Below are 15586 nucleotides of genomic sequence, written 5' to 3'. Positions count from 1 at the left end.
ATGGAAGATCAAATTATAATCGGCAAGGATCATCCGGTCGTCAAGCATCACAAGGCCTACGGTCAAGAGCTGTTTCCGGGATTTGCGTACATCGATCTGCTCTATCAGCTGTATCGAGAGCGGGGCTATGATTTCGCACGGCTGGAGCTTCTTAATCTTTCCATTTATAACCCGCTGGTCGTGGGGCAGGATCTGAACGTCCTGCTCCGCGTTCAGTGTGACGAGACGGAAGCCGGCCGCTGGCAGATTCGCGTGGAAGGGCAGGAGCAGCGCAAGGGGGTCTTGTCCCCGGAGCGCAAGTTGCACATCACGGCGGAGATGCATCTGTGCGATCCGCTGACGTTCGACGAGGTTCTTGATATCAGCCAGATTAAGCAGACGGCCGCGCGCTCGGTATCGCTTGATTCGTTTTACGCGCAGTGCCGCCACCAAGAGCTCGTGCATACCGGGTTCATGCTGGCGGACGGCGTGGTCTATGAGGGCGAGAACGGGGCGTCTTACATCGAGATCGCGCTGGGGGACGAGGCGCGCCGCAGTGCGGAGGGCTTCATGTTCCACCCGACGCTGATCGATGGCAGCGGCGTTGGCACCGGTGTCTTGTTCGACAACACGAACGAGGAGGAGCAGCGGCTGTTCCTGCCGCTGTTTTATGAAAAATTCCGCGCCGCCGCTCTGCTCGGAACGGAGTGCTGGACGCGTATCGCCAAGCCGGTTGAGCGGAAGAAAGAGCTCAATTTTTTGACGATGGAGTTTTTTGACACGAACGGAAAGAAGATCGCGGAGCTGCTCAATTACAAGGGCAAGCTGGTGCGCGGGGCAGGGCTGATCAATCCGGCCCGCAAGGCGGAGGCCACCGTGCAAGAAAAGCCGAAGCCAAAACCACAGCCCCGACCTTCCGCACCGGTCGCACCTTCTGCGTATGCGTCTGGAGGCGGTTCGGCGGTCGAGGAGGCGTCCTCATTCCTGCGCCGGTTGATCGCCGAAAATCTGGGCAAACCGGAAGATCAAGTGGCGACAGATGTCGGGTACTACGAGATCGGCCTCGACTCGTCGATGCTGCTGGAAGTCGTGACGGCGATCGGCAGCAAGCTCGAAACGCAGCTCATGCCGACGCTGTTGTTCGAGTACACGACGATCACGGAACTGGCCGAGTACCTCGCTGAGCATCATGCGGATCGCTTCGGCGGCGGTGCAAGCGGAGCGAATCAGGCAGAGGCAGAGTGGAGTGAGCCGACGGACGAGCTGTACGAAGCTGAGCGCGAACTCCCGGAGACCGGCAGCTATGGCGTGCCGGATGCGGGAGAGGACATCGCGATCATCGGGATGTCCGGCAAGTATCCGCAATCGCGCGACCTTCACGAGTTCTGGGAGAATCTTCTGGCTGGCAAAGACTGTATCACGGAGGTTCCGGAGTCGCGCTGGGAGCGGGAGCGGCTGGAGGGCGTCAAGTCTCCATCCGGCAAGCCGATGTCGCGGTGGGGCGGTTTTATCCATGATCCGGACCGCTTCGACCCGCAATTCTTCCGCATCTCGCCACGGGAGGCGGAGACGATCGACCCGCAGGAGCGCTTGTTCCTGGAGACCTGCTGGGAAGCGGTGGAAGACGCCGGCTACACCCCGAAGACGGTGGTGACGCCAAAAGGGCCGAACAAGCGCCGCAACGTAGGCGTGTTCGTCGGGGTGATGCACAAGGACTACACGCTGATTCAAGCCGAAGCGGTGCGCGACGGACAGCCGCAGCCTTTGTCGCTCAGCTATGCATCAATCGCGAACCGCGTGTCGTATTTTTGCAATTTTCACGGACCGAGCATGGCGATCGACACTGTCTGCTCGTCTTCGCTGATCGCCGTGCATCTGGCGCTGGAGAGCATCAAGCGCGGCGAGTGTGAAGTGGCGCTGGCCGGCGGGGTGAACCTGTCGCTGCATCCGAACAAGTACATGACGTATGGCATGATGGACATGCATTCCAGCGACGGGTACTGCCATACGTTCGGCAAGGGCGGCGACGGGTATGTGTCGGGCGAAGGCATCGGCGCGGTGCTTCTCAAGCCGCTGAGCAAGGCGATTGCGGACAACGACCACATCTATGCGGTGGTCAAAGGAAGCACGACCAACCACGTGGGCGCGGTGAGCGGGATCACCGTCCCGAGCCCGGTGGCCCAAGCGGACATGATTCAGACATGTTTGGAAAAAACGGGTGTCGATCCGCGCACGATCTCGTATATGGAAGCGCACGGCACCGGGACGTCGCTCGGCGACCCGATCGAGATCCAAGGGCTGGTCAAGGCGTTCCGAAACTTCACGCCGGACAAGCAATACTGCTCGATCGGGTCGGTCAAGTCCAACATCGGCCACAGCGAATCGGCGGCCGGCATCAGCGGTCTGCACAAAGTCGCCCTGCAGCTTCATCACAAAAAGCTCGTGCCGTCGCTGCATTCGGCGGAGCTCAACCATTATATCGATCTAGAAAATTCGCCTTTTTACGTCCAGCACAAGACCGAAGAGTGGCAGCGTCCGACGCATATCGAAAACGGTGAGCGGGTCGAATACCCGCGCCGTGCCGGGCTGAGCTCGTTCGGGGCGTACGGATCGAACGCGCACGTGATCTTGGAGGAATACATCCCGCCGCAAGCGGTAACGAGCACGGAAGGGCAGGGTGCCGCGCTGGTTCCTCTGTCCGCGAAGAACAAAGAGCGCCTGGTCGCCTATGCGGACCGCTTGCTGGCGGCTCTGAACAAGAACGAGGTGGCGCAACGTCAGAATCCGGTGCGGGTGGCTGTGCAGGCTGTTGAGCCTGTGCAAGCGCAAGGGGTTGAACTGCGTTTGGAAGCGGTGATGCGGGAGATGCTCGCGGAGCTGATCCATGTGAAGGCAGACGCAGTGGAAGCGGATGTCGAGTGGAGCGAATATGGCATCGAACCGATTCACCTCGCCCAGCTGAGCGAGCGTCTGCAAGCGGATTTCCAACTGGAGGTCGATCCTAAAGAACTGCTGGAGCAAGAGTCGATCGCGGCGGCGGTGGCCCACGTGGCAGGGCTTGAAGGAGCGGTGCGGGAAACGGTGGCGGCTGGCCTGCATCTAGAGTCTGACCCCCCGGCTGCGGAGGCTCTTCAACGCCTTAACCTGATCGACCTCGCGTACACGCTGCAAGTCGGTCGGGAGGCGATGGAGGAGCGCGTGGCCTTTGTCGTCCGCGACCTCTCGGAGCTGAAGCAAAAGCTCGAAGCGTATCTGGCAGATCCGGACGGGCAGGCGGGCGTGCATCGCGGCTCCGTCAAGCAGAACAAAGAGATGGTTGCGCTCTTCAGCGCAGACGAGGACTCGCGGGAACTCCTGAACCGATGGTTCGCCAAAGGCAAGTATGACAAGCTGGCAGACCTCTGGGTCAAAGGCGTGGAGATAGACTGGAATCGCCTCTACCGTCAAGGGCGTCCGCAGCGCATCAGCCTGCCGACCTACCCGTTTGCCAAGGAGCGCTATTGGGTTCTCAAGGCTGCAAACAGAGCGACGGAACAGGTCGCGGCTGAAACGGCGGGCGTGCAGAGCGTGCTTCATCCGCTGCTGCATCAGAACACTTCCGATTTTGCCGAACAGCGTTTCTCATCGACCTTTACCGGCGAGGAGTTCTTCCTGAGCGATCATCGGGTGCAAGGCAATCGCGTCCTGCCGGGCGTGGCTTATCTGGAGATGGCGCGGGCCGCAGTCGAGCATGCAGCCGGCGGGCTGGTTGAAGGGCCGAGCGAGGTGCAACTGCAGAATGTCGCATGGGTTCGCCCGATCACGGTAGGAGAGCAGCCTGTGCAGGTGCACATCGGACTGTTCCCGGAAGAGAACGGCGAGGTCGCGTATGAGATATACACCGTGGGGCAGGACTCCGAGCCGGTGGTGCATGGCGAAGGCCGCGCGCTGCTCGCTTCTGTCACGGCTCCTCCGACGGTCGATCTTGCCTCGTTCCAGAAGCAAGCGTCCTCGCAGGTGCTGACTTCGGCAGCCTGCTATGAAGCCTTCTCGTCGATGGGCATCGAGTACGGGGAAGGTCATCGCGGCATTCAAGAGCTCTACGTCGGCGCAGGTCTCGTGCTGGCTCGACTGTCTCTGCCGTCCGCGCTGTCAGCGTCCGCCAGCCGGTATGTACTGCATCCGAGCCTGATGGATTCTGCGCTGCAGGCGTCGGTCGGCTTCCTGCTCGGCGCGCGCGGAGACCTCTCGCCGAACCCGATTTTGCCGTTCGTGCTGCAAAAGCTGGAGGTCTACCAAGCCTGCACCTCTGAGATGTGGGCGGTGCTCCGCCACAGCGAAGGCAGCCAAGCAAGCGGCGCGGTGGAAAAGCTCGACATCGATCTGTGCGACGAGGCAGGCCGCGTTTCGGTTCGAATCAAAGGCTTCACGTACCGTGAGCTGGATGCGAAAACGCCGTCCGGGCAGGAGGGCAAAAACGACCCGCTGGTCGGCAACTTGACCTTGGCACCGGTATGGGATGTCGTCACACCGGAACGCGTGCCGTCTTTCCCGGCTTCTGCCGATCGCGTGCTGGTGGTCGGAGGCACTTCGGAGCAGCAGCGTTCCGTGTGCTTACACCTTTCAAACGTGGAATCGCTCGACCTACAGGCGAGCGATTCCATCGCAGAGATCGGGGACAAGCTTCAGAGCCTGGGCAGCTTCGACCACATTTTCTGGATCGCTCCGGAGCGCGCTCTCTCCTCGGTGACGAACGAGGCGCTGGTCCGCGAGCAGGAAGAAGGCGTGCTGCTGCTCTTCCGCACGGTCAAAGCTCTTTTGCAAGCGGAATACGAATCCCGCCCGCTGGGCTGGACGGTACTCACGACGCAGGCTCAACCGTTGCACGCGCAGGAGAAGGTCAACCCGACCCACGCCAGCTTGCACGGATTAGTCGGCTCTCTGGCGAAGGAGTACCCGCGCTGGAAAATCCGCCTGGTCGATCTCGAAGCGGGCGCCTGGCCGCTGGTTGACTTGCTGCAGCTCCCGACGGATCGCCGTGGTCGTTCTTGGGTCTATCGAGGCGGCGCCTGGCACCGCCAACAGCTAGTCTTGCTCCAAGCGGCGCGGGCTGACGGCACGCTGTACCGACAGGGCGGCGTGTATGTGGTCATCGGTGGGGCCGGACGGATCGGAGAAGCATGGACCGAGTACATGATCCGTCGCTACGAGGCGCAGGTCGTCTGGATCGGTCGCCGTCAACCGGATGCCTCCATTCGAGCCAAGCTCGAAGTCCTCGGACGGCATGGCAAGGCTCCTCACTATGTGACCGCCGATGCGACCGATACCGCGTCGCTCCAGCAGGCGCGTGACGAGATCAAGCAACGATATGGCCGAATTGACGGGATCATCCACTCGGCGATGGTGTTGCAGGACACAGGACTGGATCGCATGGATGAGGCGCAATTCCGCACCGGATTCTCGGCGAAGGCGGACGTCTCTTTGCGCGTGGCCCAGGTGTTCCGCGACGAGCCGCTTGATTTTGTCCTGTTCTTCTCTTCGATCATCTCGTTCATCAAAAATGCGAACCAGAGCCACTATGCGGCTGGTTGCACGTTCATGGATGCTTTTGCCCATCAGATGGCGCACGAGATGTCTTGCCGCGTGAAGGTAATGAACTGGGGCTACTGGAACGCCGGAGAGATCGTGCATTCTAAAGAAGGGGAGCTGTTATCGCAGGTCGGCATCGGATTTGTCGAGCCGAAGGAAGCGATGGAAGCTCTGGAGACGCTGCTGACGCGTCCGATCGCCCAATTAGGGCTGATGAAAACCACCAAGGCCGTGCAGATTGAAGGGGTGAACGCGACCGAAACGATGCAGATCGGGACGGACGTTCTGCCTGCGCTTGCAGAGTCGCTGCAAAAGCGCCTGCCGGATCAGAACGGTCGCGTGGCGCGCATGAAGGCGGACGAGAGTTTGGACAAGACGGACATGGAGGAGTTGCTGGTTCGTCTGCTCGGCGCGCAGCTGCAAGCGCTGCAATTGCAGGACGGAAATGCGGTGCGCGGATTTTACCGCAAATGGCTGGCGGAGAGCGTCGCCGTTCTGGAGCGCGATCCTGCGCTCAAGTTCGATACGCCGGCACAGGTGCTCTGGCAGGAATGGGAAGCGAACAAGCCGCACTGGCTCACCAACCCGAACCTGAAAGCCCAGGTGCAGCTCGTTGAGGCCACCTTGCACGCCTTGCCGGATATCCTTACCGGCCGCGTGCCGGCGACGGAGATCATGTTCCCGAACTCCTCGATGGCGTTGGTGGAGGGGATCTACAAGAACAACCAGATCTCCGACTACTTCAACGAGGTGCTCGCCGACACGGTGGTGACCTATCTGCAGGAACGGATGGCGGACGATCCGGCCGTCTCCCTGCGCATTCTGGAGGTCGGCGCCGGCACAGGAGGCACGAGCGCGATGGTTTTCCGCAAGCTGCGGCCGTATCAGGATCGCATTGTGGAGTACTGCTACACCGACATCTCGCGTGCGTTTCTGCTGCATGCAGAGCGTGAGTACAGGGCTGACAATCCGTATCTCGCACCGAAGATTTTCAACGTCGAAGCACCGCTCGCCGGACAGGACATTGAAGCGGGGGCCTACGACCTTGTCATCGCGACCAACGTTCTGCATGCGACCAAGAACATCCGGCAGACGATTCGCAACGCCAAAGCCGTGCTTCGACGGAACGGCCTCCTTTTGCTGAACGAGATCTCGCAAAATGCGCTGTTCACGCATCTGACGTTCGGCCTGCTCGAAGGCTGGTGGCTATACGAAGATGCAGAGTTGCGCATTCCGGGCAACCCGGGCCTGTTCCCGGAGGTCTGGGGCAAGGTGCTGGCGAGCGAAGGCTTCTCCGGCGTGTTCCATCCGGCAGAGCAGGCGCATGAGTTCGGCCAGCAGGTTGTTGTCGCCATGAGCGACGGCGTCGTTCGCCAGAAGCAGGCGGCGAAGAAAAGCAAGCCGGTGGCCAAACAGGCGACCAAGCCACAAGCAGCAAAACCGCAAGCGGTATCGATCAAGCCGGCCTATGTGCAGGCGACGGTCGCCGCGCTTTCTCCTGAATCTCTGCGCGAGAAGAGCGTGACGTATCTGAAAGAGCTCGTCAGCGACACGCTGAAGATTCCGGTACACAAGATCGACGAGACGGAAGCGTTGGAGGAGTACGGCATCGACTCGATCCTCGTCGTGCAGCTGACCAATGCTCTGCGCGAGGTGTTTGGGGAGATCAGCAGCACCTTGTTCTTTGAATATCAGACGCTCGGCGAGCTGGCCGACTATTTTGTCAAGGCGCACAAGGACGCTTTGCAAAAGGCGATCGGCTTCGAGCCGGAACCGGTGAGAGCAGAACCGATTGCGGTTGTGCAGCCGGCATCCGTCGCGCCTGTCGCGCAGGCTCCTATTACGAAAGAACGCCTGCGTGAAAACGTCATCGCCTACCTTCAAAATGTTGTCGGTGACACGCTTAAAATTCCGAGTGACCAGATCGACCCGTCCGAATCGCTGGAGGAGTATGGCATCGATTCGATCCTCGTCGTTCAGCTGACCAATGCGTTGCGCGAAGGGATCGGGGAGGATATCAACAGCACGCTGTTCTTTGAATACCAGACCCTAGACTCGCTGGCCGATCATCTGGTCGACACGCAGCGCGAGGAGCTTGTCGCAATGCTCGGGCTGGCCGGGCAGACGGAGGTGCAGCAGACGCCGCGCACGGAGGCTTCCGTGCCTGCACAGGCCGTGCAAACACGCACGAACCTGACCTTCCGCACGTCCTCCAAGCGCTACCTGCAGCGGCAAGAAGAGGCACCTGTCCCCCGTGAAGTGAGAGCTGAAGAGCCGCCGATGCGCCTGCAGGACATCGCGATCGTCGGGCTGGCCGGGCGCTACCCGGGCGCTGACGATGTGAACAGCTTCTGGAACAATCTGAAGCAGGGCCGCAGCAGCGTGGGCGAGATTCCACAAGAACGTTGGAACTGGCAGGACTATTTTGACCCGGAAAAAGGAAAAGCGGGGACGATGTACACCCGATGGGGAGCGTTCCTGAAGGGCATCGACAAGTTCGATCCTTTGTTCTTCCAGATCTCCCCTGCCGAAGCGGAGAAGATGGACCCGCAGGAGCGATTGCTCCTGGAGACGGTATACGCGAGCATCGAAGATGCGGGGTACACGCCAGGCACTCTCGCGGAGAGTGGCAAGGTCGGGGTGTTCGCCGGGATCATGAACGCTTTTTACCCGACGGGTGCGAACTTCTGGTCGCTGGCGAACCGCGTCTCGTATCTATTTAACTTCCAAGGACCGAGCATCAATGTGGACACGGCTTGCTCGTCCTCTTTGACGGCGATTCATCTCGCCTTGGAGAGCTTGTACAGCGGCACGAGCGATTGTGCGATCGCAGGCGGTGTCAACCTGATCTCTGATCCGGCGCACTATCTGCGGCTCTCGGCGATGACCATGCTCTCGGCGACCGATGCGTGCAAGGCGTTCGGCGATGGGGCCGACGGCTTTGTGGACGGAGAGGGCGTCGGCGCAATTCTCCTAAAGCCGCTGCACAAGGCGATCGCCGACGGCGACCATATCTATGGCGTCATCAAGGGCAGCATGGTAAACGCGGGCGGCAAAACCAACGGCTACACGGTGCCTAACCCGAACGCGCAGTCTCGCGTCATCGCAGACGCTCTGCAGCGGGCGGGCGTTCGCCCGCGGACGGTTTCCTATCTCGAAGCGCATGGAACCGGCACATCGCTGGGCGACCCGATCGAGATCACTGGCCTGACCAAAGCATTTGAAAAAGGCACGGAGGACAAGCAGTTCTGCGCGATCGGCTCGGCCAAGTCGAACATCGGCCATTGCGAGAGCGCTTCAGGCATCGCGGGCGTGACCAAAGTGTTGCTGCAGATGATGCATGGACAGATCGCGCCGACCCTGCACGCCAAGACGCTTAACCCGAACATCAACTTCGGCAAGACGCCGTTTGTCGTGCAGCAGGAACTGGGAGAGTGGCCGCGTCCGGTTCTGGAACTGGATGGGGTTCGTCGAGAATATCCGCGCATCGCAGGGATCTCGTCGTTTGGCGCCGGCGGTTCGAACGCGCATCTGGTGATCGAGGAATATATCCCGAGCGGAGCACGCCAGACCAATGGCACGGCGCCGGAGCAGCCGGTGATCGTCGTGCTGTCGGCGAAGAATGAGGAGCGCCTGCAGGAAAAGAGCCGCCAACTTCTCGCCTTCGTGGCGGAAGGACGCATCACGGATGCCGATCTAGTGGACGCGGCCTATACGTTGCAGGTGGGACGCGAAAAGATGGAAGAGCGGATGGCCCTCGTGGTCCTTTCCTTGCAAGAGCTGACAGACCGTTTGGAAGCGTACGTGCAAGGGCAGGAAAACATCGCCGGGCTGTACCGTGGTCAGGTCAGACGCGGCAAGGACAAGCCGAGCCTTGGCCACATCGCATCCGAGGCAAACGATTGGATGCAGAATCGTCAGCACGACAAGCTCGCCGAATTCTGGGTCCTTGGTGGCAGCATTGACTGGAACGAGCTGTATCAAACCCTACCGCAGCGCATCAGTCTGCCCACCTATCCGTTCGCCAAAGAGCGCTACTGGATGTCCAAGGAGGAGGGGACGGCGGGCAGCGGACGTCGTTCGTCGCACGCGATGAACACGGCGCTTCACCCGCTGCTTCACCGCAACACGTCCGACCTGACCGAGCAGCGATTTACCTCGACCTTCACAGGGGAGGAGTTCTTCTTGGCCGACCATGTCGTGCAAGGCCAGCGCATGCTGCCGGGCGTGGCGTATCTGGAGATGGCGCGCGAAGCTGTCGAACTGGCGGCCGCTTCTCTGAAAGATGGAAGAGAAGGCCTGCGCCTGAAGCATGTCATCTGGGCAAGCCCGCTCCTCCTCGGGGAGCAGCCGCTGGATGTGCATCTGAGCCTGTTCCCGGAAGCGGATGACGAGATCGGGTTTGAGGTCTATCGCGAGGAGGAGGCAGGTCAGGAACTGGTCATTCACTCGCAAGGGCGTGCGGTCTGGAAGTCGTTTGAAGCCATGCCAAGCCTTGACCTCAAGACTTTGCAGTCTCAGTGCTCCCTGAAGACGCTTGATGCCTCCGCGTTCTACTCGATGTTTGAGTCGCTTGGCATCGACCACGGGCCGGCACATCGCGGCGTCGAGCGCGTGCATCTGGGTACGGATCGAGCGCTCGCCCGCCTTGTGCTGCCGGCTTCCGTTGAGCAGGAAAGCTCGTTTGTGCTGCATCCGAGCCTAATGGATTCGGCCTTGCAGGTCACGCTGGCCCTGCTGTCCGACGGTGCCGACATCAAGCGTCCGGCTCTGCCGTTCGCGTTGGAGGAAGTGGACATCCTCGGTTCGTGCACGGACGAGATGTGGGTGCTCGTGCGCCGCAGCGCTGGCAGCCGTCCGGTGGACAAGGTGCAGAAGTTCGACCTTGACCTCTGCTCCGCAGAAGGCGATGTCCGCGTTCGCATCAAGGGCTATTCCGCACGACAACTGGACGATGGGCGCGGCCGGGAAGGAACGCTGATGCTGCTCCCGAACTGGACGGAGCAATCGGTCGGCGAGCCGGCAAAACAGCCGAGCTACAGCCAGCACTTGGTGCTCCTCTGCGACATGGAGGCAAACGTGCACGACGCTCGCTGCATAACTTTGCGCTCGGAGACATCCGATCCGGCAGAGCGTTATGAAGCGCACGCGACCCAAGCGTTCCGAGAGATCAAAGCTCTGCTCCAGCAGAAGCCTAAAGGCCAAGTGCTCGTGCAGATCGCAGTCGGCACCGAGCCGGAGCATCGCTTGAGCGCAGGACTCTCCGCTCTGCTGCGAACGGCGTCGCAAGAGAATCCGAACCTGATTGGGCAACTGATCGAACTGGAGCGCACGTCCGATGCGACGGAAGTGGCCGCTCGCCTGCAAGAGAATCTCGCCCGCTTGGAAGACCGTCACGTTCGCTACCAAGACGGCAAGCGCAGGGTGGCAGGCTGGAGCGAAGCGGAGGTCTCCCGGCAGGAGGTGCACATCCCGTGGAAAGATGGCGGGACGTACCTGATCACGGGCGGCGCAGGCGGTCTCGGCCTGATCGTGGCTCGGGAGATCGTGCAGCAAGTCAGCAACACGACCTTGTATCTCACCGGCCGCTCTGCTCTTGGAGCGGTACAGCAGACTGCGATGCAGGAGCTGCAAGCGACAGGTGCTCGCATCGAGTACAAGCGTGTGGATGTGACCGATAGAGCACAGGTCGCGCGCCTATTTGACGCCATCCGCGCCGACTCCGGCAAGCTGGATGGACTCGTCCACAGCGCCGGCGTGATTCGCGACAACTTCATGCTGAAGAAAACGGAAGCGGAACTGGCCGAGGTGCTGGCTCCCAAAGTGGCGGGTCTGGTGAATCTGGATCAGGCGAGCGGCGATATGCCTCTCGACTTCTTCGTCACCTTCTCGTCGATCGCCGGTGTGCTCGGCAATCCAGGCCAAGCGGACTACAGTATGGCCAATGCCTTCTTGGATGCATATGTCCAGTATCGCAACGGGCAGGTGGCAGCCAAGCAGCGCCAAGGTCGCACGCTGTCGATTAACTGGCCGCTCTGGCAGGACGGCGGCATGCACTTGGATGCCGAGACGGAGCGAACCTTGCAAGAGCAGCTAGGCATGACCGCGATGCCGACCTTGAGCGGCGTAAAGGCGCTGTATCAGAGCCTCGCGGTGGAACAGGATCAGGTTGTCGTGTTTCACGGCGACATGAGACAGCTGCGGGCTTCCCTTTTGGAGCAGCCGCAAGAGACGGCAGTTCCGGCTGCATCGGCTTCTGTGCTGAGCATGTCTTCGGTGTCGGAAGAGATCCTGCGGGACAAGTCGATTCTCTTTTTTAAAAAATTACTATCGACCGTCCTGAAGATGCCGACGGCCCGCATCGAAGCGGATGCGCCGCTTGAGGACTATGGCATCGATTCGATCATGGTCATGCAGATGACCAACCAGCTGGAAAAAACGTTCGGTTCGCTGCCGAAGACCTTGTTCTTCGAATATCAGAACATCGAAGATCTGACCGGGTACTTCATCGACTCCTATCCGGAGCCGATGAAGAAGCTGCTCGGGGTCGAGGTGCCGACAGATCAGCCAGCTGCGGCAGCCGCTGAGCCGGTCGCCGCAGCCGAGCCGATCGGAGAACGGGAAGCGCCCGTGCTCAGCAAGCGAGGGAGAGGCCGTTTCGTACAAGCTCCTTGGAAGGTGGGTGCAAACGTGCCGACCGTTGGAGCAACTTCTGATGCAAAACCGCTGGATATCGCGATCATCGGCGTATCCGGCCGCTACCCGGAGGCTCAGAACCTGCGCGAGTTTTGGAAAAACCTGCGCGACGGCCGGGACTCGATCACGGAGATTCCAGCTGACCGCTGGGATCACAGCCCGTATTACGACGCCGACAAGCGCAATCCGGGCAAAACGAACAGCAAGTGGGGTGGCTTCCTCCAAGATGTGGACAAGTTCGATCCACTGTTCTTCAACATCTCCCCTCGCGATGCGGAGTTCATGGACCCGCAAGAGAGGCTGTTCCTGCAGACCGTCTATGAAGCGATGGACGATGCGGGGTACACCCGCGATACGCTCGCCAAGCACCGCGCTTATGGGCTCGACGGCAATGTCGGGGTGTTCGTCGGCGTGATGTATGAAGAGTATCAGCTGTACGGGGCGCAGCAGACGCTGCTCGGCAAGCCGATGGCGCTGGCTGGCAACCCGTCTTCGATTGCCAATCGCGTGTCCTATTTCCTGAACCTGCACGGGCCGAGCCTGGCGGTCGACACGATGTGCTCTTCGTCCTTGACCGCGATTCATCTGGCTTGTCAGAGCTTGCTGCATGGCGGGTGCGAGGTGGCGTTTGCCGGCGGCGTCAACGTGTCGGTGCACCCGAACAAGTACCTGCTGCTCGGGCAGAACAACTTCGCGTCGAGCAAAGGGCGCTGCGAGAGCTTTGGCGAAGGCGGCGACGGATATGTGCCGGGCGAAGGCGTGGGCGCTGTGCTGCTCAAGCCGCTGGCCAAAGCGCTGGAAGATGGAGACCAGATATACGGCGTGCTGAAAGCGACTGCCATCAACCACGGCGGCAAGACCAACGGCTATACCGTCCCGAACCCGAACGCGCAGGCGAGCGTGGTCGGCCGCGCCTTTAAAGAGGCCGGCATCGATCCGGGCACGCTCTCCTATGTGGAAGCACACGGCACCGGAACGTCGCTGGGCGACCCGATTGAGATCGCCGGTCTCACCAAGGTCTTCCAAGAATCGCGTGTCGGCGGGCAGAGGTGCGCGATCGGATCGGTCAAATCGAACATCGGGCACTCGGAGAGCGCCGCGGGCATCGCCGGTCTGACGAAGGTGCTGCTGCAAATGAAACATCGTCAGCTCGTGCCTTCTCTGCATTCAGCTGTGCTCAACCCGCACATCGACTTTGACCGCACGCCGTTCGTCGTCCAGCAGGAGCTGGCGGAATGGAAGCGGCCGGTGATTGACGGGCGGGAAGTGCCGAGGAGAGCAACTGTAAGCAGCTTTGGCGCGGGTGGTTCCAATGCCTGCCTCTTGCTGGAGGAATACGTTCACGAAGCGGAGGTTCGCGTGCAGCGGAAGGTCACCGCAGAGAACCCTGCGGTCGTTGTGCTGTCGGCCAAAGAAGAGCTGCGCCTGATCGAGCAGGCAAGGCATCTCCTGACCGTTTTGCAAGAGGAAGCGTTCACCGAAGCCGACCTCGTCGATCTTGCCTACACCTTGCAGGTCGGACGAGAAGCGATGGAGGAGCGGTTGGCCCTGACGGCTTCGAGCGTCGGCGAGTTGGTGGAAATGCTGGCGGGCTTCCTGAATGGGGAGGATGGTATCGACGGCTTGTACCGTGGTCAGCTCAAAGGCAACAAAGAGACCCTGTCCTTGTTTGCGGCCGATGAAGACTTACAGGCGGCGATCGAGGCGTGGGTGAGCAAGCGCAAATATGCGAAGCTGCTCGACCTGTGGGTCAAAGGATTGGCGTTTGACTGGAGCCGGCTCTACGAAGAAAACAGACCGCGACGCATCTCCCTGCCGACATACCCGTTCGCCAAGCAGCGCTGCTGGGTGGAGCCACTGATGGAGAATCCGGGAGTGGCTTCCTTTGCACCGCAGACTTCAAGCGCAGTAGCGAACCTTTTGCACGATGAGCAAGGCGAGGTTGTGAGTCTGGTTCCTGTCTGGGATGCGGTTCCCTTGGAGCGAGGCCCCTTGCACCCATCCCCGCTCGATCAGATCGCCATCGTAGGCGGCACGCCGGAGCAGCAGCAAGCGATCCGGCAGTATCTGCCGAACGCGCGCGAACTTGACATCAAGCCGGGAGAGAGCTTGGAGGCCATCGTCAGCAAGCTGCAGGCGCGCGGTGCGCTCGATCACATTTTCTGGATCGCGCCCGACCGTTCTTCTGACGGGCTGGAGCTGGAGGCGGTGATCGCCGGGCAGCACGAAGGGGTTCTGCTCGCCTTCCGTCTGATCAAAGCGGTGCTCGATCTCGGGTACGGAGCTCGAAGCCTTGGCTGGACGGTGCTGACGACGCAGACACAGGCTCTGCACCGCGAAGAGATGGTCAACCCGGTTCACGCCGGCTTGTATGGCCTGATCGGTTCGATGGCCAAGGAGTATCCGAACTGGAACATTCGCCTAGTCGATCTGGACGCAGAGGAGGCATGGCCGCTGCCCGACCTGTTCACGATCCCGGCAGACCCGCAAGGGGATTCATGGGTCTATAGAGGACGGCAATGGCATCGCCAGCAACTGGCGGAGCTGAGTTGCCCACAGCCGGATCAGACGATCTACAAGCCGGGCGGCGTATACGTGGTGATCGGCGGGGCTGGCGGCATCGGCGAAGTCTGGAGCGAGTACATGATCCGTACTTACGCGGCGCAGATCGTCTGGATCGGCCGCCGTTCGCAGGATGCCGCGATTGAAGCCAAGCGGATCACCCTGTCCAAGCTGGGGCCTGCACCGTACTACATCGCGGCGGATGCGACGGATCGACAGTCGCTGGAGCGCGCCTATGAGGAGATCAAGGCTCGCTACGGACAGGTCGACGGGATCGTACACTCCGCGATCGTGCTGGCGGACAGCAGCCTTGCCAACATGGAGGAGGGGCAGTTCCGCGCCTCGCTCGCAGCCAAGGTAGATGTCAGCGTCCGCATGGCGCAGGTGTTTGGCGAAGAATCGCTCGACTTCGTGATGATCTTCTCCTCGGTGAACGCGTTTCTCAAAGCGGCAGGCCAGAGCAATTATGTGGCCGGCTGCACCTTTACCGACGCGTTTGCGCACCGGCTCGCACAGGAATGGTCTTGTGCTGTGAAAGTGATGAACTGGGGCTACTGGGGCTCGGTCGGGGTCGTCGCATCTCCGGCTTATCAGGAACGTATGACCCAGGCGGGGATCGGCTCTATCGAGCCGTCTGAGGGCATGCAGGCGCTGGAGAAGCTGCTGGCAGGTCCGATGGATCAGATGGCACTGATGAAGATTCTGAACTAGATGAAAAGCGCTCCTCTTCCTGTCCGGGAAGGGGGCGCTTTTTATTATGCAAAAGATAGGAAAGCAAATC

At 60.8% G+C, this 15586-nt stretch carries 1 pseudogene; it reads left to right on the top strand.

Annotated elements, in window-relative coordinates:
• Positions 1 to 15513: pseudogene (locus tag ACSR9A_RS12840) on the top strand (SDR family NAD(P)-dependent oxidoreductase); the annotation flags it as partial.
• Positions 15514 to 15586 lie beyond the last annotated feature (73 nt).

This window comes from Paenibacillus sp. R-74696, assembly GCF_055814915.1.
The sequence above is the reverse complement of the archived record's forward strand: the minus strand, read 5'-3'. Positions and strand labels throughout refer to the sequence as shown.